The sequence below is a fragment of the Trujillonella endophytica genome (genome assembly GCF_900110555.1).
Classification (GTDB): domain Bacteria; phylum Actinomycetota; class Actinomycetes; order Mycobacteriales; family Geodermatophilaceae; genus Trujillonella; species Trujillonella endophytica.
In genome coordinates this window covers 51,459-70,849 of record NZ_FOEE01000010.1, presented here as the reverse complement: position 1 = coordinate 70,849, position 19,391 = coordinate 51,459, and the positions used below count along the sequence as shown (strand labels likewise).

The following is a 19,391-nucleotide window of genomic DNA, read 5'->3' as shown; positions in this document are numbered from 1 at the left end:
GCGGGAGCTCAGCCGCCGGACGGCTCCGGCGTCGGCAGCAGGCCGCGAGCCGCGGCGATCGCCACCGCCTCCGTGCGACCGCCCGCGCCGAGCTTGGCCAGGATGTTGCTGACGTGCACGCTCGCCGTCTTCTCGCTGATGAAGAGCTCCGCGCCGATCTGCCGGTTCGTCCGGCCCCGCGCGAGCAGCGCCAGCACCTCGGCCTCGCGGGGAGTGAACACCGCCGCCGCATCGGGCAGCCGCCCGAGCCCGGGCACGTCCACCGCCAGCCGGCCACGCCGCGCCAGCGCCACGACCGCCTCCCGCAGCGGGCGCGCGCCCAGCCGCACCGCGACGTCGGCGGCCCGCTGGAGCTCCACCGCCGCCGCCTCCCGGTCGCCGGCGGCCAGCAGCGCCTCGGCCAGCCGCCACCGGGACCGGGCCTGCTCGTACACGTGCCCGTAGTCGAAGGCCTCGACCGCGGCCCGCCAGGCCTCCGCCGCCGGCCGCCCGTGCAGCCGCTCCTCCTCCGCCGCCACCCGTGCCAGCCACGCCGCGCCCTCGACGCCGTACTCGCCGATGGCCCGCCGGTGGTCGGCCACGGCCGAGCGGGCGGCCGCCACCAGCCCGGCGCCCCGGTCCACCCACCGCCGCTCGGCCCCGGCGTCCCCCGCCGACCGGGCGGCCGCCGCGGCGTCGGCGACCGGGGCCAGCGCCGTCGCCACCAGCCGGACGGCGGCCAGCCGGTCGTCGCCCCACAGCGCGCCCAGCTGCTGCTCCGCCTCCTCGGCCTCCCGCGCGGCGGTCTCCGCGTCGCCCGCCCAGGCGGCCAGGTCGATGGCCGCCCCGGCGGTCGCGAGCAGGAGCAGCACGTGCGCCTCCAGCCGCGCCGAGAGCCCGCGGGCCCAGGCCAGCCGCTCGACGGCAGCGGGATCGCCGCGGCCCACCTGCACCAGCAGGCTCGCCGCCCGCACGTGCGCGCCCATCTCCGGGACCCGGGCCAGCCGCTCGGCCAGCGCCAGGCTCCCGTCCCAGTCGCCCGCGACGTAGCGCGCGGACACCCCCAGGTGCCGGAGCTCCGCCGCGTAGAAGGTCCACGGGACGCCGAGCTCCTCGGCCCGGGCCAGCGCCGTGTCGGTCCAGTGCACGCCGCGCGCGACGTCCCCCGCCTCGTACGGGACGACGGCGAGGTTGAACAGCACGCGCAGCTCGACGTCGCGGTCCCCCGAACGCCGCGCCCGGGCCAGCGCCTCCTCCAGCCGCGCGACGACGGCCGCCGGCGCGCCGCCCCGGGCGCGGGCCAGGGTCACCGCGGTGTCGGCCCAGGCGCTGTCCAGGCCGAGCGCGTCGGCCGCGGCGAGCGCCTCCTCGGCGGCAGCGTTCCCCTCCTCCCACAGGCCCACGTCGTAGGCGGTGCGGGCATGCGTGGCCGCGGCCCAGGTGCGCGCCGACGACGGCGGGGACGCCGGCACCAGCGCCATCGCCCGGGAGCTCTCCCGGTGCGCGGCCGCCTGGTCCTCGATGCGGCCCAGCGCCTGCGCGAGCGTGTAGTGCACCCGCGCGAGGGTGGCGCGGTCGCCGTCGGGCCCGAGCACCTCCTGGGCGGCGCGCAGGAAGGCCACGGCCCGGTGCAGCTCGCCGCCCGCCCGCGCCGCGGCCGCCGCCTCCAGGAGCAGGCCCGGGTGGTCCCGGGCGGTGCGCGCCTGCGCGTCGGGCACGGCCGGCCAGAGGGCCAGGGCGGCCTCCAGGTGCTGCAGCCGCTCGGCGGGGGCCCCGACCCGACCCGCGTCGGCCGCGGCCTCCAGCGAGGCGGTGAGCGCCGTCGGCAGGTCGTTGCTCTCGCGCGCGTGGTGGGCGCGCTCCGCGGCGGTGCCCGCGCCGGGGTGGTCGGCCAGGTGGGCGGCGACGGCGGCGTGCAGCCGCACCCGCTCCCCCGGCAGCAGGTCGGCCAGCACCGCCTCGCGCAGCAGGGCGTGCCGGAAGCGGTAGCGGCCGTCGGGCGAGACCACCAGCAGGTGCCGGTGCACGGCCTCGGCCAGCGCGGGCTCCAGCTCGGTCGCGGGCAGCCCGGAGACCGCGGCGACCAGCTCGTGGCGCACCTGCCGCCCGGCGACCGCCGCCGTGCGCAGCACCCGCTGCGCCCCCGGACCCAGCTGCTCCACGCGGGCCAGCAGCACGTCGGTCAAGGCCAGCGGCAGGCTCTCCCCCGCCAGCCCCGCGGCCACCAGTTCCTGGGCGTAGAAGGCGTTGCCCTCCGCTCGGGCGACGACGTCGTCCACCGTGGCCTCCGGCACGTCCGCGGCCAGGTCACGGACCAGCTGCCCGACCGCCGGGGCCGGCAGGGGCGCCAACTCGAGCCGCTCGACGCCGGGCAGCCGCACCAGCTCGGCCAGCAGCGGCCGCAGCGGGTGCCGGCGGTGCAGGTCGTCGGCGCGGTAGGAGGCCACCACCGCCACCGGCTCCTCGGCGAGCCGGGCCAGCAGGTAGCGCAGGAGGTCGCGGCTGGAGCGGTCGGCCCAGTGCAGGTCCTCCACGACCAGGAGCAGCGGCGCCTGCGCGCCGAGCTCGGCCAGCATCCCGGCGACCGACTCGAACAGCTGCAGCCGGCCGTCGTCCACCGGGATCCGGATCGCGCGGCTGGGCAGCGGCCGCCCCAGCTCGCCGGCGTCCTCCGCCGGCGGCTCCGGCGCCGTGCCCCCCGCCCGGCCGGCGAGCAGGTCCGCGAGCGCCGGCGAGCCCGCCGTCGCCGGATCGGCCGCCAGCGGCCTGAGCAGGTCGACGAACGGGAGGTACGGCAGCCCGACGTCGCCGAGGTCCACGCAGTGGCCGGTCAGCACGCGCAGGCCCCGCTCCGTCGCGCGGGCGGCGAGCTCGTCGAGCAGCCGGGTCTTGCCCACGCCGGCATCCCCGGCCAGAAGGACGGCGGCCCCGGAGCCGGCGACCGCCCGGTCGACGGCACCCAGCAGCCGGGTCAGCTCGGCGGCCCGGCCGACGAGCGGACGGTCCTCCCACTGCGGCACGCCGGGCATGCTCGCACGGGCCGGGGACATCCCGGACCGGAGGAGCCGGTCAGTCCGCCCGCCGGCGCCACCGGGACAGCCACGGGTTGCGGCGGGGGCGGGCGCTGCGGCCCAGGGCGGCCAGGACGTCGCGGCGGTAGGCCAGCTCGGCCTCGAGTGCCGGGTCGGGATAGGCGCTGTACACGGTGGACTCCTCGTCGTCTCGTTCTCGGACGACGACGACGCTCCTGCTGAGGTGCGCGCCCGGGCATGGGGAGGTCACGCACTCCTGCGGCCCGGGGAACGACTGAGGCCCCTCAGGAGGGTTCCTGAGGGGCCTCGGTCGTTCGCACGGTCAGGGTCCGGACCGGGCTCTGGTCGCCTCGCGGCGAGTTGCACGACGCGGCTCCAGGCCCCCGACCGAGGTCGGGGCGGTAGTCCGTGAAGGCGGTATCCAATTGGCACCCGGGGACACAGATAGCCCGGTCCGGACATCCCCGAGGCTACCCCTCAGCGTGCGCGCGCGGGCCGGGTCAGCCGAATCCGCGGGAGTCCTGCTTCAGCGCGGTGTCCACGGTCAGCGCGGACGCGATGACCATGCTGGCCAGCGGCTCGGGAAGCTTGAAGTGCACCTGGACGACGTACTTGTCGGCCGTGGTGAACAGGGTGCGGGCCAGGCCCTCCCAGTTCTTGGTGATCCGGGCGATCTCGGTGCCGGCGGAGTCGGTGATCGCGAAGTTCCACGCCCGCCAGTTCTCGCCCTGGATGGCGCCGACCTGCTGGCCCCCGGCGAAGATGTCGAAGCGGATCTTGCCGAAGACGTTGCCCTGCACGATCTCGCCGATCGGCGACCCGTCGGGACGCTCGACGATCACGCGCGACTTGACCAGCTTGGCCGGGCGGGTGAGCACCAGGACGGGCCCGCGGCTGTCGCGGACCTCGAGCCGGTGGGTCATGTACTGGTCGAGGCTGGAGACGAAGCGGACGGCCTTCTTCAGCCCGCTCTGCCCGACCTGCACGACCGCGCCGATCTGCTGGCCCTGGGCGTCGAGCACGGCGTACTCGTTGGTGAGCTCGATGAGCTTCGTCTTCTGCGAGACCACGAGCACCGACTGGTCGTACAGCGACGGGCCGGAACCCGCGAAGGCGGGCTGCTGCACGGGCTGCTGCTGGACGGGGGCGTGCTGGGCCGCGGCCTGCTGGACGGGGACGTGCTGCGGGGTCGGTGCGGGCGGCGGTGGCGGGACGGGCGAGGGCGCCGGCGGGGCCTGCTGCTGCAGGTGCTCGGTCCAGCCCTGGCCGTCCCACCAGCGCATGCTGCTGCTGCCGCCGGGATCGGGGTACCAGCCGGGAGGCGGAGGGGGTTGCGTCACGCCGGGCAAGTTAGCCTCCCGTGCCCGCTTCCGGTCCCAGGCGCCGTGCGGCTCGCCGGGCGGCGCCCGTGCCAGACTCCCGGCCGTGGCCGACCCGACCGCCGTCGAGGCGCGCGTCCTGTCCGCCGTCGACGAGGTGTGGGCGACCGAGCGGCTGGCCCGGCTGGTCGCCGTCCCGTCGGTCGGCGGCACCGCGGCCGAGGTCGAGGTGCAGCACCTGGTCGCCGACTGGCTGGCCGAGCTCGGGTGCGACGTCGACCGCTGGCCGATCGACCTGGCCGCCGCGGCGACGGCGCCGGACGCGCCCGGCCAGGAGGTGGAGCGGGAGGAGGCGTGGGGGGTCGTCGGCACGCTCCCGGGTGCCGACGACGGCGTCCCGGCGCTGATCTTCTCCGGCCACACCGACGTCGTCCCCGCCGGCGACCCCGCGTCCTGGGCCGGGGACCCGTTCGTGCCGCGGATCGCGGACGGCGCCCTGCACGGCCGCGGCGCGTGCGACATGAAGGGCGGGCTGGTGTCCGTGCTGGCCGCCCTGGCGGCGCTGAGGGCGGCGGGGGTCCGGCCGGCCCGGCCGGTCGCGGTGCACGCCGTCGTCGGTGAGGAGGACGGCGGGCTGGGCGCCTGGGCCACGCTCGCCCGGGGGCACCGCGGCGAGGCGTGCGTCATCCCCGAGCCCACCGCGGGTGCCGTGGTCACCGCGGCGGCCGGGGCCCTCACGTTCCGCCTGCGGGTGACCGGTGCCGCCGCGCACGGGGCGCTGCGCGACCGCGGGGTCAGCGCCGTGGAGCTGTTCGCCGCGGTCCACGCCGACCTGCTCGCGTTCGAGGGCGAGCGGCAGCGCGACGCCGATCGCCGGTTCGGTGAGGCCCGCTACCCGTTCGGCCTGTCGGTGGGCACCGTGCGCGCCGGTGACTGGGCGAGCACGGTGCCCGACCTGCTGGTCGCCGAGGGCCGCTACGGGGTGCGGCTGGGCGAGCCGGTCGAGGTCGCGAAGCGGGCGTTCGATGAGCGGGTGGCGGCGTTCTGCGCGGGATCCCCGTGGCTGGCGGCGCACCCGGTGGAGGTGGCGTGGACCGGCGGGGCGTTCGCCAGCGGCGAGCTGCCCCCGGGATCGGCCCTGCTGCCGCAGATGCACGCGGCACTGGCGGGCGCCGGTGCCGCCCCCGCACCCGAGCGGGCCGTGGCGGCCGGCACGGACCTGCGGCTCTACGCGGCCGCGGGCATCCCGACGCTGCACTTCGGCCCCGGCGACCTGGACCTCGGGCACGGGCCGGCGGAACGGGTGCCGCTGGCCGAGGTCGTCACCGCCGCGCGCGCATTCGCGCTGCTCACCCTGCACCGGTGCGGGGTGGCCTGATGGAGCTCGTGGGCTTCGAGGCGTGGGCCGCGCTGGCCGGGGACTCCCCGACCTCCCGCACCGAGTGGGCGCTGGTCCTCGAGGCGTGGGGGCAGCCGCACCGCCGCTACCACGACCCGGCCCACCTGGCCGCCGTCCTCGGCATCGTCGGCCGGCTCGCCGACGCCGCCGCCGACCCGGACGCCGTCCGGCTGGCCGCCTGGTACCACGACGTCGTCTACGACCCCCGCCGCGGCGACAACGAGGCGCGGAGCGCCGAGCGAGCCCGGGCCGGCCTGCGCGGGCTGGTGCCCGGGGAGCGGGTCGAGGAGGTGGTCCGGCTCGTCCTGCTGACCGCCGGCCACGACGCCGGCCCGGACGACGCGAACGGCGCCGTCCTGTGCGACGCGGACCTGGCGGTGCTGGCCGGGCCCCCGGACGCCTACGCGGCGTACGCCTCGGCGGTGCGCGAGGAGTACGGCCACCTGTCCGACGCGGAGTTCACCGCGGGCCGGATCGCGGTCCTGGAGCACCTGCTGGGCCTCGGGCGCCTCTACCGGCTGCCCGAGGTCGCCGGCGAGTGGGCACCGCGGGCGCGGGCGAACCTCGCCGCCGAGCTCAGCCTGCTGCGCGCGCGGGCGGGCGGGGCTTCCGACGTCTCAGCCCCGCCGCGGTCAGCCGGCTGAGCAGCTCCCGCGAGCCGACCGGCTCGGCCCCCGCGGCCACCGCCACCTCGTGCAGCTCCTCGGGGACGTCGTAGTGGTCCCCCTGGAAGGCCCGCCGCGGGATGCCCAGCTCGGCGGCGACGAACGCGTGCAGCTCGTCGTGGGAGACGTCGCTGACCAGGTGCGCCCACCGGCGACCGCGCCAGGGCCACACGGGGCTGTCGATCAGCAGGCTCACCGTGCCAGTGTGACGGCATGGACAGCGAGCAGCCCGCCGTGCGCGCGTCGCCGATCTTCCCCGTGACCGACCTCCCCCGGGCGCTCGAGCACTACGCGGCCCTCGGCTGCACGGTGAGCACCCACGACGACGGCTACGGCTTCGCCGCGATGGGCGGGGTGGAGCTCCACCTCGTCGTCGTCGCCGACCACGACCCCCTGCGCACCGCCGCCGCCGCCTACCTGCACGTCCCCGACGCCGACGCGGTGGCGGCGATGTGGGCCGACGTGCCGCGCACGGGGGCTCCCGTGGACACCGACTACGGCCTGCGGGAGGGCTGGCACATCGACCCGGACGGCAACCTCCTGCGGTTCGGCAGCCCGCTACCGTCGACCGGGTGACCGAGGAGATCCGCTGGGGCATCGTCGGACCGGGCCGGATCGCCGAGAGCCTGGTGCCCGACTTCGCGCACGTCGAGGGGGCCCGGGTGACCGCGGTCGCCTCCCGGTCGGCGCAGCGGGGTGCCGACTTCGCCCGGCGGCACGGCATCGGGCGGTCGCACGGCTCCTACGCCGAGATCCTGGCCGACCCCGAGGTCGACATCCTGTACCTCGCCACCCCGCACGCCCAGCACGAGGCGATCGCGCTCGCGGCGATCGCCGCCGGCAAGGCGCTGCTGGTCGAGAAGGCGTTCACCGCCACGCCGGAGGGCGCGAGCGCGGTCGTCGCGGCGGCCCGCGGCGCCGGGGTCTTCGTCATGGAGGCGATGTGGACGCGCTTCCAGCCGGCGGTGGTCGCCCTGCGCGAACTGATCGCCGAGGGCGCGATCGGTGAGGTGCGGGCGGTGCAGGCCGACCTCGGCGTCGCCCGGGAGTACGACCCGGCCGACCGGCTGTTCGCCCTGGAGTTGGGCGGCGGGGCGCTGCTGGACCTCGGGGTCTACGTCGTCTCCTTCGCCCAGATGCTGCTCGGGACGCCGGACACCGTGACCGTCGCCGGCTCCACCTTCCCGACCGGCGTCGACGCCGAGGCCGCCCTGCTGCTCGGGTACGCCGACGGCCGGTCCGCGACGCTGACCTGCTCGCTGCGCTACCCGACGCCCGGCGCGGCGCGGGTCCTGGGCACGCGGGGCTGGATCGACGTCCTGCCCCGCTTCCACCACCCGGAGACGATCGTGCTGAACCGGGCCGGCGCCGAGCCGGAGACCGTCACCCGGCCGCAGACCGGCCGCGGCTACGCGCACGAGCTCGTCGAGGCCACCGAGTGCCTGCGGGCGGGGCGCACCGAGAGCGCGGTGATGCCGCTGGCCGACACCCTGGCCGTGCAGGACGTGCTGGGCCGCGCGGCCCGGGCGCTCGGTGTCGTCCACCGCGAGGACCCGGCGGCGCTCTAGCTGTAGACCACCGGCCGCTCGTCGCCGGTCCACGCCTCGCCGGTGGCCTGCTCGCGGGTCGGCACGCGGGTCGGTGTCCGTCCGGCCCGCCGGACCGCCTCGGCGAGGACCACCGCATCGGTGACGGCGTTCCCCCCCGGGTCGTTGTTGAGGTAGACGAGCACGTCCTCGTCGTCGCCGTACGTGGCCGCCAGCCGGTCGGCCCAGGTCTGCAGGACGGCGGGCGGGTACCCCCAGCCCTCGGCGCCGGTGTGCAGGCGCAGATAGCCCCACCCGGTGGTGCGCCACAGCGGGGTGACCGGCTGCTCGGCGCGGTCGGCCCAGCACAACGCCGCGCCGTAGCGCTCCAGCAGGGCCCGCACCTCGTCGGTCCACCAGCTGTCGTGCCGCGGCTCGACCGCCACGCGGACGGTGGGCGGGAAGCACGCCAGGCACTCCCGCAGCAGCCCGGTGTCCGCCCGGAGCGTCGGCGGGAGCTGGAGCAGGACCGCGTCCAACCGATCCCCCAGCCCGGCCGCGCGTTCCATCAGCCGCGCCACCGGCTCCGCGGGGTCGCGCAGCCGCTTCACGTGGGTGAGGAAGCGGCTGGCCTTGACCGCCCATCGGTAGTCCGGCGGGGTGCGCTGCCGCCAGGCCTCGAACGTGTGCTGCTCGGGCAGCCGGTAGAACGCGGCGTTGCTCTCCACCGTGGCGAACAGCCCGGCGTGGTGCTCCAGCCACAGCCGCTGCGGCAGCTTCTGCGGGTACAGGCGGCCGCGCCAGTCGCGGTACTGCCACCCCGACGTCCCGATCACCACGCTCACGGTCGTCGGCTACCCGGGGTCCGCCGTCCCGACGCCATCCCCCGGGTGCCGAGATCGCCGATCTCGGCACCACCGGCGCCCGGAACCGCCGAGATCGCCGATCTCGGCGCGGGTGCATGGCCGACCGACCCATCCCGGAACGCCGACAGGGGCGGCCCGCCGAAGCGGACCGCCCCTGCCGGGACGTACGGGTCGTGCTACCGGGGAACGGCAGCGGCGGGACTCAGAAGTCCATGCCGCCCATGCCGCCGTCGCCACCGGGCATGGCCGGGGCGTTCTTCTCCGGCTTCTCGGCGATGACGGCCTCGGTGGTGAGGAAGAGCGCCGCGATGGAGGCGGCGTTCTGCAGCGCCGAGCGGGTGACCTTGGCCGGGTCGATGATGCCGGCCGCGATCAGGTCCACGTACTCGCCGGTGGCGGCGTTGAGGCCCCAGCCGGTCTCCGAGTTGCGGACCTTCTCCGCGACGACGCCACCCTCGAGGCCGGCGTTGATCGCGATCTGCTTCAGCGGGGCCTCGAGCGCGACGCGCACGATGTTGGCACCGGTCGCCTCGTCGCCCTCGAGCTCCAGCTTGTCGAACGCGATGGCCGTGGCCTGCGCGAGAGCGACGCCACCACCGGCGACGATGCCCTCCTCGACGGCGGCCTTGGCGTTGCGCACCGCGTCCTCGATGCGGTGCTTGCGCTCCTTGAGCTCGACCTCGGTCGCGGCGCCGGCCTTGATGACGGCGACGCCACCGGCCAGCTTGGCCAGGCGCTCCTGCAGCTTCTCGCGGTCGTAGTCGGAGTCCGACTTCTCGATCTCGGCGCGGATCTGGTTCACCCGGCCGGCGATCTGGTCGGTGTCACCGGAGCCCTCGACGATCGTCGTCTCGTCCTTGGTGACGACGACCTTGCGGGCGCGACCGAGCAGGTCGACGCCGGCGTTGTCGAGCTTGAGGCCGACCTCCTCGCTGATGACCTGGCCACCGGTGAGGATGGCGATGTCGGTCAGCATGGCCTTGCGGCGGTCGCCGAAGCCGGGGGCCTTCACCGCGACGGACTTGAAGGTCCCGCGGATCTTGTTGACCACCAGGGTCGCGAGGGCCTCGCCCTCGACGTCCTCGGCGATGATCGCCAGGGGCTTGCCCGACTGCATGACCTTCTCCAGCAGCGGGAGCAGGTCCTTGACCGAGGCGATCTTCGAGTTGACGACGAGCACGTACGGGTCGTCGAGGACGGCCTCCATGCGCTCGGTGTCGGTGACGAAGTAGGGCGAGATGTAGCCCTTGTCGAAGCGCATGCCCTCGGTGAGCTCGAGCTCGAGGCCGAAGGTGTTGCTCTCCTCGACGGTGATGACACCTTCCTTGCCGACCTTGTCCATCGCCTCGGCGATGAGCTCGCCGATGGCCGGGTCGGCGGCGGAGATCGACGCCGTGGCGGCGATCTGCTCCTTGGTCTCGACGTCCTTGGCCGTCGAGAGGAGGTACTCGGTGACCGCGGCGACGGCCTTCTCGATGCCCTTCTTCAGGGCCATCGGGTTGGCGCCGGCGGCGACGTTGCGCAGGCCCTCGCGCACGAGCGCCTGGGCGAGCACGGTGGCGGTGGTGGTGCCGTCACCCGCGACGTCGTCGGTCTTCTTCGCGACCTCCTTGACGAGCTCGGCCCCGATCTTCTCCCAGGGGTCCTCGAGCTCGATCTCCTTGGCGATGCTCACACCGTCGTTGGTGATCGTGGGGGCACCCCACTTCTTCTCCAGGACGACGTTGCGGCCCTTGGGGCCGAGCGTCACCTTGACGGCGTCGGCGAGGGTGTTCATGCCCCGCTCGAGGCCGCGGCGCGCCTCTTCTTCGAAGGCGATCATCTTGGCCATGTGGTGATGTCCTCCATGCATGGATCGCTGCACGGCCGGGTTCGGCGCCCGCGACGGACGACACCGGTGCTGCGGACGCTCCGTCGGTCCGCCGACCAGTGCCTCACCGTTCCGACCTGATTGGCACTCGGCACTGTCGAGTGCCAGCCCGAAGTCTGGCACTCGACCCTGCCGAGTGCAAGAACGGGGGTGCCCCGGCGCCTGTTCCCGCGCCACTGGAACCGCCGCCGGCGGGGCACGGACGGGCCTCGGGCGCGAGGCATAGGAGGCTTTCCGCACGTCTCCAGCCTGCAGACGTGGGGAAAGCTTCCTATGCCTCGACGACCGGGCTCGGACGCGACGGAGGCCCGGCCCCCTGGTGGGGACCGGGCCTCCGCGAGGACGCCGTGAGCTCAGACCGCGCGCACGCCGTCTGCCTGGGGGCCCTTGTCGCCCTGCACGACCTCGAAGGTGACCCGCTGGCCCTCGTCGAGGCTCTTGTAGCCGTCCATCTGGATGGCCGAGTAGTGGACGAAGACGTCCTGGCCGCCGTCGACGGCGATGAAGCCGAAGCCCTTCTCGGCGTTGAACCACTTCACGGTGCCCTGTGCCACGTGCACTCCCACGTTTCGTGCGTGCGGACGGCCCCCGAGTACCGGGAGTCGGGTTACTCGCTCTTCCGCCCGCCGAACACGTGCGTGGAACTCGAACCGCGCGAGAAGCTACAACAAAGAGACGTCGGACACACCAGGTCCGGGCCCGACGACATGCCGGTGTGGCGGACGTTCTCGTCTCGCCACCCGGTCGGGTGAACGCACGCTATCGCTAGCCGATGAGCCCCGCCGCGCGGACCGACTTCAGCGAGGGCTCGACGCGGTGCGTGGGACCGACCACCGGCTCCAGCGGGTCGAGGGTCTTGAGGCCCTCCCCCGTGTTGAGCACGACGGTCTCCCGAGCCGGGTCCAGCCGGCCGTCGGCGACCAGCTGCCGGAGGACGGCGATGGTCACCCCGCCCGCGGTCTCGCCGAACACACCGGTCGTGCGCGCCAGGTCGCGGATGCCCTGCACGATCTCGTCGTCCCCGACCCGGCCGACCGCGCCACCGGTGCGGCGGATCGCGTCGAGCGCGTACGGGCCGTCGGCCGGGTTGCCGATGTTGAGCGACTTCGCGATGCCGGTCGGCCGGACCGGCCGGACGACGTCCCAGCCGTTGTCGAATGCCGTGGCGATCGGGTCGCAGCCCGCCGACTGCGCCCCGAACACGGTCCACTCGGTCGCCTCGACGATGCCGGCCGCGACGAGCTCCCGGAACGCCTTGTCCACCTTGGTCAGCAGCGAGCCCGACGCCATGGGGATGACCACCTGCGCCGGGATCCGCCAGCCCAGCTGCTCGGCGATCTCGTAGCCCATGGTCTTGGAGCCCTCGGCGTAGTACGGCCGCACGTTCTGGTTGACGAAGGCGGTGTCCTCGAACTCGTCGGTCTCGCCGAGCTCGCTGGTCAGCCGGTTGACGTCGTCGTAGGAGCCGTCGACGGCGACCAGCGTCTGGCCGTAGACCGCCGACTGCACGACCTTGCCGGGCTCCAGGTCGCTGGGGATGAACACGACCGAGGGCAGCCCCGCCCGGGCGGCGTGGGCGGCGACGGAGTTGGCCAGGTTGCCGGTGGAGGCGCAGGCGATCCGCGCGTACCCCAGCCCCTTGGCGGCGGTGGCCGCGAGGCTCACCACCCGGTCCTTGAACGAGTGCGTGGGATTGGCCGAGTCGTCCTTGACCCACAGCCCGCCGGTGATCCCCAGCTCGGCGGCGAGCCGGTCGGCGCGGACCAGGGGGGTGAGCCCGGGGTCGAGGGAGACGCGGTCGGCCGGGTCCTGACCCACGGGCAACAGCGCGACGTAGCGCCAGATGTTCTGCGGGCCCGCCTCGATCTGCTCGCGGGTCACCGCCCGCATCAGCTCGGGGTCGTAGTCGACCTCCAGCGGGCCGAAGCATTCGGCGCACGCGTGCTGGGCGATGAGGCCGAAGGTGGCGCCGCAGTTGCGACACACCAGGCCCCGGGCGGGACACGCGGGGACCGGGCCCCCGCCTGTGGAGTCGGCCTGGACGGAGCCGGGAGCGGTCAGGGTCATGCGACGACTACCTCCTCATCTTCCCCGCACCGGGCCGTCGAGCCGTGCGGGACGGAATTGGCACCTTCCGTCCGCGCAGGTGCGCGGACGGCGGTTGCCGGGGCTTCATCGGGCCGTGTCCCTCTGCCCCTCTGGATGAGTGGAACGCCGGTCATGCTACCCGGGTCGGAGGAGCACTCCCTCCACGACCAGACTGCGGGCGTGGCCACGCGCATCGTCTACACCGACCTCGACGGCACGATGGTGGGGCCGCGGGGGTCGTTCTGGCACACCGCGGGCCGGGACCTGACCGCGGACCCGGCCGGCGCGCTGCTGGAGCTCCACCGCGCCGGCGTGGCGCTCGTGCTGGTCAGCGGCCGGACCCTCGAGCAGGTCGTCGAGGCCGGCCGCATCTTCGCCGCGGACGGCGCCATCGCCGAGCTGGGCGCGGTGGTGAGCTGGAACGCCGGCCGCGACCGGCACCTGCTCACGGGGCAGATGCCCGACGCCTACGCCGGCCGCACGCCCATGGACGTGTTCGCCGAGACCCGTGTGGTGGAGGACCTGCTGACCCGGCACGCGGGGCGGCTGGAGTGGCACGCCCCGTGGCACGCCACCCACGAGGCCGATGCCCTGCTGCGCGGCCGGGTCGACCCCCGGACCGTCGACGCCGAACTGGCCGAGCGCGGCTTCGAGTGGCTGACGCTCAACGACAACGGGGCCATCCGCGCGGGCTCGCAGATGACCCTGGACCCCGATCCGGCCCCTCCGCACGTCTATCACCTCATGCCGCGCGGCATCTCCAAGGGCGCGGCCATCGCCTGGGACCTGCGCCGCCGCGGCCTCGACCCGGCCGACGCGGTCGCGATCGGCGACAGCGTGAGCGACCTCGAGATGGCCCCCGCCGTCGGCCGGCTGTGGATCACCGCCAACGGGGCCGCCGTCGACGGCATGGCCCAGCGCCTGGCCGCCGTCGCGAACGCCGCCGTGACCGACGCCCCCATGGGCGAGGGCTGGGCCCAGGCCGTCCGCGCAAGCCTGTAGTGGAGTGCGAGAGCGCAGGTTTCCTGCGCTCTCGCACTCCGGTCAGGACGTGACGTCGCGGCGGGCGAAGTGCCGGAAGGCAAGCGCGGTGAGGACGGCGGCGTAGACCAGCGACTGGATCACGCCGCGGTACAGGTCACCGGAGTCGACCGGCGTCTGCAGCAGATCGGTCCAGGCGAACTCGCCCGCGGTCGGGAACCAGTCCCGGATGGAACCCAGCTGCTCCACCTGGTCGAGGATCGCGAACACGAACATCGTGAAGACGGCGCCCCCGACCGCGGCCAGCGGCGCGTCGGTCACCGTCGACAGCCAGAACGCCAGCGCGCCCACGACCAGCAGGTGGACGGCCAGGTAGCCGACCATCCCGGCCAGCCGCAGCATCCCCTCGCCCTGGTCGAGGGTCACCCCCAGCGGCGTCCGGATCGCGTCGAAGCCGAACGCGATCCCGCCGGCGACCACGGCCACGACGGTGAGCGCGACCAGCGCGCCGACCGACAGCAGCAGCGCCGCGGCGAACTTCTGCCGCAGCAGGCGCATCCGCGGCACCGGGGCGGCCAGCGTGTACCGCAGCGACCCCCACGAGGCCTCGCTGGCCACCGTGTCGCCGAAGAACAGCGCGTAGACCACGACCAGGAAGAACCCCGTGGTCGCGAACAGCACGAACAACGTGAAGTTGAGCCCGCTGGAGGTGGCGACGTCGACGAGGTTGAGCCGGTTGTTGGACTGCGCGTCGTCGCTCGCGCCGAACTTCAACGCCGCGATGAGGATCAGCGGCAGGGCGACCATCAGGCCCAGCGCCCCGAGGGTGCGGCGCCGCTTGAACTGCCGGCGCAGCTCCACCGACAGCCGCAGCGTGCGCTCGGGCCGGTAGCCGGCCACGGCGCCGGTCGCCTGCACGTGCCCGGTTCCGGTCACGAGCTCTCCCCCACCAGCGCCAGGAAGGCGTCCTCGAGCCGTCGCCGCGGCGTGAACTGGTCGACCGGGACGTCGGCCGCCACCAGCGCCTGCAGCGCCGCAGCGCGGGTCGTGCCCGTGCCGAGGTCGGCGACCAGCCCGTCGTCGGTCCGCTCGGCCGTCACGCCGGGGAGCGCCTCCAGGACGGCGACGGCGCGCGCCTCGTCCGCGTCGGAGGCCCCGGAGGCCAGGCCCACGAGCACCGAGCCGCCGGTGCCGACGATCTCCTCCACGGTGCCCTGCGCGATCTTGCGCCCCTTCGCCATGACGACGACGTGGCTGCAGGTCTGCTCGATCTCGCTGAGCAGGTGGCTGGAGACGATCACCGTGCGCCCGGTGGCGGCGTAGGAGCGCAGCACCTCGCGCATGGCGTGGATCTGCGGCGGGTCCAGCCCGTTGGTCGGCTCGTCGAGCACGAGCAGGTCGGGCAGCCCGAGCATGGCCTGGGCGATCGCGACGCGCTGCCGCATGCCCTGGCTGTAGCGGCGCACCGGGCGGTCGATCGCCGCGCCCAGGCCGGCCACCTCGATGGCCTCCTCCATGTGCGCGTCGGCGGCGGGCCGGCCGGTGGCCGCCCAGTACAGCCGCAGGTTGTCCCGCCCCGACAGGTGCGGCATCAGGCCGGTGCCCTCGACGAAGGAGCCCAGCCGGGAGAGCACGGGCTTGCCCGGTCCGGCCGCATGGCCGAAGACGCTGATCCGGCCCTCGGTGGGCCGGATCAGGCCCATGAGCATGCGCAGCGACGTCGTCTTGCCGGCGCCGTTGGGACCCAGGAGGCCGAGGACCTGGCCGCGCCGGACCTCGAAGGAGAGGTCCCGAACGGCGACGAAGCCGTCCTTGTAGGCCTTGGTGACGCCCTCGAACCGCAGCGGCACGTCCTCGCCGTCGGGCTCGACCTCGGAGACGCGCCGCCGCTGCCGCCGGCCCCACAGCACCGCCGCCAGCCAGCCGAGCAGGGCCAGCCCGACGAGCACGCCGAGCAGGACCCACCAGCGGGTCGCCGCGGAGTCGCCGATCGGCGTGCCGTCGACCTCCGGGACGGCGACCACGGCACCGTCGCCGTCGGCCAGGGCGACCGAGTAGACCGCCGCCTCGGCCGGCAGCGCGAAGGCCTGGTCGGTGGAGGAGACGACGACGCGCATCGTGTGCCCGGCCTCGAACCGGTGCACGATCCCGGGCAGGGCGACCGAGACCTCGGTCGGCGCGGCCGGATCGGTGGAGACGCCGGTCAGCTGCAGCGGCGAGACCAGCCCGGCGGGCAGCGTGCGGCCGCCGTCGGGGGCGACGTCGTAGAGCTTGGCGAAGAGCACCGCCGTGCCGGTGGGCGAGGAGACGGCGAGGTCGACCGTCGGCGCGCCCACCACCTCGACGGCGGCGGTCAGCGGCGGGCTCTCGAACGCGGCGAACTGGCCGGGGATCTCCACGGTCGCCCCGCCGAGCGCGGCGGTCACCGCGCCGAGCCCGGGCACCGTGGTCAGCGCCGCGGGGGTGCCGCCGGCGGGGGTCACCACCGGCTGGGTCGGCCCCGAGACGGCGACGGGCAGCCGACGGGCCGGCTCGGCGCCGGCCAGCCCGGGGTAGGCGTCGGCGACGACGGTCCGGACCGCGCCCTCGCCCTGCACCGTGAGGCCGGTGGTCGCGATGCCCGTGGGTGCCGGGAACCGGAACCCCGTGCCGGGGTCGCCGCCGCGGTCGGGGTCGCCCTCGTCGCGCAGGTGCCAGGAGAACCAGCCGGCGACGTCGTCGCGCAGCGCGCTGGAGACCCGCGCCGTGGCGCCGTTGTCGTGGCCGCCGTCGTACCAGACCACCCGGACCGGGGCGCCGTTCGCGGCGATGCCACGGGCATTGGCGTCGGCCTGCCCCAGCCCGAACAGCGAGTCCTGCGTGCCCTGGATCAGCAGGGTGGGCACGGTGATGCGGTCCAGCACGCCGGCGGGGCTGCTCCGGTCGAGGATCTCGGCGATCTCCGGCGTGAGCGTGCCGGTCGCCGCGGCGTCGGAGTAGGCCGCGCAGATGTCGGCTCGGAAGCGCCCGCAGGTCAGCGCCTGCTCGACGACCGCGGGGTCGAGCGACGAGGGGTCGATCGCGGGCAGGTCCGCGACGTCGACGTCGCCCCCTCCCCCGCTGCCGCCCAGCACGTCGAGCAGCCCTCCGGCGGTGGGCACGGCGCCCACGCCGAAGAACAGGCCGGCCCACAGCCGCTTGTAGACCCCGCCGTCGCCCTGCGGCGTGGCCGCGACGGTGGCGGCACCCTCGACCGTGCCCTCGGCGTCGGGGAACAGGGCCGCCGACAGCGAGTTCCAGGTGATCTGCGGCGCGATCGCGTCGACACGGTCGTCGTAGGCGGCGCCCAGCAGCGACAGCGCCCCGCCGTAGGAGGCCCCGGCGACGCCGACGCGCGGATCGCCCGGCCCGTCCAGCAGCACGTCGTCCCGCTCGGCGAGCGTGTCGAGCAGGGTCGACAGGTCGGCGACCTCGTAGCGCGGGTCGTCCAGGCCGATCTGCCCGGTGCTGGCACCGAAGCCGCGGGCCGAGTAGGTGAGGACGACGAAGCCGCGCCCGGCGAGGTCGCGCGCGTCGTCTGCCACCGAGTCCTTGCTCCCGCCGAAGCCGTGGGCCAGGACGACCGCCGGGGCCGGCTCGTCGGCGCCGGCCGAGCCGGGGACGAAGAGCGTCGTGTCGAGCTCGACGGCGTCGGGGCCGGTGCCCGAGGCGACCGTGGCGTCCTCGGTGGCCACGTCGTCGGCGGCCGCGGCCGGAGCAGCGGGGAGGACGACGAGGAGGGCGCCCGAGAGCAGGAAGGTGAGCGAGGCGACGAGCGCCGACCGCGCGCCGGAGCGCGGGCGGAGACGCACGGGCCCGCGGGAGGGGCGCACGGAGCGGCCAACGGACGGCGGCACGACGGTGTTCCGCGGACGCGGGACGTGCGGATGCGTCAGGGCTGCCATTCTCCGGCGGCCACGACGACGAGCCCACCCGCCGCGGACGCGGGCGCCTCGAAGAAGAGCACCGCCGGGCCGCCCACCTCGGGGTGGGCCTCGACGAGCTGCAGGGCCGACTGCCGCTGGGTCTCGTCGCCCTCGGTGAAGAACACGGTGGTCGCCGCGACGTCGCCGTCGTCGTACGGACCGGTGCCCGCCGTGCTCCAGCCCTCGGCCTCGAGGACATCGGCGATGTCACCGGCCAGACCGCTGACGCCGGTGGCGTTGAGCACGGTGACCGGAACGCGCACCGGGGTGGCCGGGGCCTCCTCGGCCGGCGGGATCGGCTCCACGTCCAGCGGGGGCAGCGCGCCGCTGGTCACGATCGGCGCGGACGAGGTCGGGGCCGGCTCCTCCCGCCCGTCGGACGCCTCCTCGGTGCCCGGGGAGGTGAAGGAGTAGACGCCGAGGACCAGCAGCGCGAGGACGACCACGGCGACCAGCGCGGACACCCCGCGGCGCCGGGTCGGGCGCGGCTCGTCGTCCTCCATGCCCGGGACGGGCGTGCGGACGTGCGGCACCCCGCTGCGCTTCGCGTCGCGGCGGCGCTCCTCCTCGGCGGCCCGGCGCCCGGCGCGCAGCGCCGCCCGCCCACCGACCACGGCCGTCTGCGATCCGTCCGCGGCACGCCCGCGGGCGGGGCGCCGCTCGTCCGGAGCGGACGCCCGGGGGGCCTCGGCGGGCTCGCGGGGCGCGGAGGTCTCCTCCACGCGGTCGCCGAAGCGCTCGACGTAGGCCTCGGTGCCGGGGGCGACGGTGGGGGGCGCCACGGTGGGGGGCGCCACGGTCGGCGGCACCACGGCCTCGGAGGCGCGGCCCCGGGAGACCTCCCGCTCGGGGATGGCCGTGGTGGCCGGCGGCGAGCCGGAGCCCGACGGCCGGGTCCAGTCCCGGTAGGCGGGATTGCCGTTCGATCCGCCCACGGGCGGTGCCGCGGGAGGGCGGGGCGACTCGGCGGGGCGCTGGAGCGCCGAGGGGACGACCGTCGCGGGGACGACGGTGGCCGGCGGGGACGGCTCGCCCAGCCAGGCGGAGTCCCAGTCGGACGTGGAGACGTCGGGCAGCGGAGCGGAGGGGTGCTCCGTCGGGCCCGGCGCGGGCACGGCCTGGAACGGCGCCACGGTGGTCCGCGGGCCGGCCGCGACCGCGGGGGCCGGCGCAGCGGCGGCGCCGGCCCCGGCCGAGGCGGCGGCTCCCGCCGATGCCCCGGCTCCAGCAGAGGCTGCGGCCCCGGACGAGGCGGTGGCGCCGGCGGTCGCGGCGACCCGGGCACCGGCCGCGGCGGCGGGCACGTCGGCGCGCGGAGGGCGGGTGCGGGCAGGGGCCGGGGAGTCGGTGGGCCGGGGACGGCGGGCGGCGGCCGGCACGGGGGCGCCCGGGCCGGGGGCGGCTGCGCCCGGGCCGGCGGCGGGGGCGCCGAGGCCGGCGGCGGCGGGCCGGAGGGGTGCGGCCGGGCGGCCGGCCTCCGACGGGCGACCGGCCTCCGGGGGTGCGGGTCGACCCGGCCGCGGCGGACGGCGGCCCGGGTCGATCCCGGCCTCGAGCAGGCCCTCGCGGCGGCGGTCGGCGCGGCTGCGCGCCGGGCTCGTCGGATGGTCGCCGAGGTCCTCGGGGAGGGCGTCCTCGGGCGGCGCCGCGGCGTCCGTCCGGCGACGGTTCAACGGGACCGACGGGTTCCCCCGGTCCTGTGCGTCACCGCCGAACGCCGCA

The 19,391-nt window shown here is 75.9% G+C and carries 16 protein-coding genes and 1 riboswitch; of the genes, 5 read left to right on the top strand and 11 right to left on the bottom strand.

The annotated features are described in order from the left end of the window. Positions 1–8 precede the first annotated feature (8 nt). The 3 genes from BMY88_RS24690 to BMY88_RS15970 all read right to left on the bottom strand — a co-directional run bounded on the left by BMY88_RS24690 (position 9) and on the right by BMY88_RS15970 (position 4,351). Positions 9–3,008 (bottom strand): ATP-binding protein, encoded by a 3,000-nt coding sequence (locus tag BMY88_RS24690; protein WP_091945854.1) that lies wholly within the window; start codon positions 3,006–3,008, stop codon positions 9–11. Positions 3,009–3,048: 40 nt separating this feature from the next. Further along, entirely contained in the window at positions 3,049–3,261 is a 213-nt protein-coding gene (locus tag BMY88_RS23470; protein WP_139220500.1) for a hypothetical protein, read from the bottom strand. A 250-nt stretch (positions 3,262–3,511) separates the two neighbouring features. After that, positions 3,512–4,351, bottom strand: a complete 840-nt coding sequence (locus BMY88_RS15970; protein WP_091945576.1) for an LURP-one-related family protein — start codon at positions 4,349–4,351, stop codon at positions 3,512–3,514. An 85-nt stretch (positions 4,352–4,436) separates the two neighbouring features. Between BMY88_RS15970 and BMY88_RS15965 the strand changes: the two genes are divergently transcribed. Both BMY88_RS15965 and BMY88_RS15960 read left to right on the top strand, forming a co-directional pair. After that, on the top strand, positions 4,437–5,708 hold the full coding sequence (locus BMY88_RS15965) for an ArgE/DapE family deacylase (protein ID WP_091945574.1): 1,272 nt from the start codon (positions 4,437–4,439) through the stop codon (positions 5,706–5,708). After that, on the top strand, positions 5,693–6,373 hold the full coding sequence (locus BMY88_RS15960; protein ID WP_244524714.1) for an HD domain-containing protein: 681 nt from the start codon (positions 5,693–5,695) through the stop codon (positions 6,371–6,373). Before BMY88_RS15965 ends, BMY88_RS15960 begins: the two co-directional genes overlap by 16 nt. On the opposite strand, the gene BMY88_RS15955 is transcribed toward BMY88_RS15960, so the two are convergent. Then, positions 6,306–6,590, bottom strand: a complete 285-nt coding sequence (locus BMY88_RS15955) for a DUF4031 domain-containing protein (protein WP_091945568.1) — start codon at positions 6,588–6,590, stop codon at positions 6,306–6,308. The two genes, BMY88_RS15960 and BMY88_RS15955, sit on opposite strands and share 68 nt — an antisense overlap. A gap of 17 nt (positions 6,591–6,607) precedes the next feature. Here BMY88_RS15955 and BMY88_RS15950 point away from each other — a divergent pair, with 17 nt between their 5' ends. Further along, entirely contained in the window at positions 6,608–6,970 is a 363-nt protein-coding gene (locus tag BMY88_RS15950) for a VOC family protein (RefSeq protein ID WP_091945565.1), read from the top strand. Then, a complete protein-coding gene (locus tag BMY88_RS15945) occupies positions 6,967–7,962 on the top strand; it encodes a Gfo/Idh/MocA family protein (protein ID WP_091945562.1) in 996 nt (331 codons plus the stop codon). Before BMY88_RS15950 ends, BMY88_RS15945 begins: the two co-directional genes overlap by 4 nt. Here BMY88_RS15945 and BMY88_RS15940 read toward each other — a convergent pair. The 4 genes from BMY88_RS15940 to thrC form a co-directional block, all read right to left on the bottom strand. After that, the gene (locus BMY88_RS15940) at positions 7,959–8,765 is read right to left on the bottom strand and encodes a DUF72 domain-containing protein (RefSeq protein WP_091945560.1); all 807 of its coding nucleotides are present in this window, start codon (positions 8,763–8,765) and stop codon (positions 7,959–7,961) included. The two genes, BMY88_RS15945 and BMY88_RS15940, sit on opposite strands and share 4 nt — an antisense overlap. Positions 8,766–8,988: 223 nt before the next feature. Then, the gene (groL, locus tag BMY88_RS15935; RefSeq protein WP_091945558.1) at positions 8,989–10,617 is read right to left on the bottom strand and encodes a chaperonin GroEL; all 1,629 of its coding nucleotides are present in this window, start codon (positions 10,615–10,617) and stop codon (positions 8,989–8,991) included. A gap of 392 nt (positions 10,618–11,009) precedes the next feature. Then, positions 11,010–11,210, bottom strand: coding sequence for a cold-shock protein (locus BMY88_RS15930; protein WP_091945852.1), 201 nt, complete (start codon positions 11,208–11,210; stop codon positions 11,010–11,012). A gap of 211 nt (positions 11,211–11,421) precedes the next feature. Next, positions 11,422–12,723, bottom strand: a complete 1,302-nt coding sequence (gene thrC / locus BMY88_RS15925) for a threonine synthase (RefSeq protein WP_091945556.1) — start codon at positions 12,721–12,723, stop codon at positions 11,422–11,424. 12 nt (positions 12,724–12,735) lie between these two features. Further along, a riboswitch (SAM riboswitch) is annotated at positions 12,736–12,865 on the bottom strand. A gap of 59 nt (positions 12,866–12,924) precedes the next feature. Here thrC and BMY88_RS15920 point away from each other — a divergent pair. Next, positions 12,925–13,746, top strand: a complete 822-nt coding sequence (locus BMY88_RS15920; RefSeq protein ID WP_091945553.1) for an HAD hydrolase family protein — start codon at positions 12,925–12,927, stop codon at positions 13,744–13,746. Between the two features lie 42 nt (positions 13,747–13,788). Here BMY88_RS15920 and BMY88_RS15915 read toward each other — a convergent pair whose 3' ends face one another. The 3 genes from BMY88_RS15915 to BMY88_RS15905 all read right to left on the bottom strand — a co-directional run bounded on the left by BMY88_RS15915 (position 13,789) and on the right by BMY88_RS15905 (position 19,342). Beyond that, a complete protein-coding gene (locus BMY88_RS15915) occupies positions 13,789–14,661 on the bottom strand; it encodes an ABC transporter permease (RefSeq protein WP_091945550.1) in 873 nt (290 codons plus the stop codon). Further along, positions 14,658–17,555, bottom strand: coding sequence for an alpha/beta fold hydrolase (locus tag BMY88_RS15910; protein ID WP_244524713.1), 2,898 nt, complete (start codon positions 17,553–17,555; stop codon positions 14,658–14,660). The genes BMY88_RS15915 and BMY88_RS15910 overlap by 4 nt, the downstream gene beginning before the upstream one ends. Positions 17,556–17,635: 80 nt before the next feature. Then, positions 17,636–19,342 (bottom strand): LytR C-terminal domain-containing protein, encoded by a 1,707-nt coding sequence (locus BMY88_RS15905; RefSeq protein WP_091945546.1) that lies wholly within the window; start codon positions 19,340–19,342, stop codon positions 17,636–17,638. Positions 19,343–19,391 lie beyond the last annotated feature (49 nt).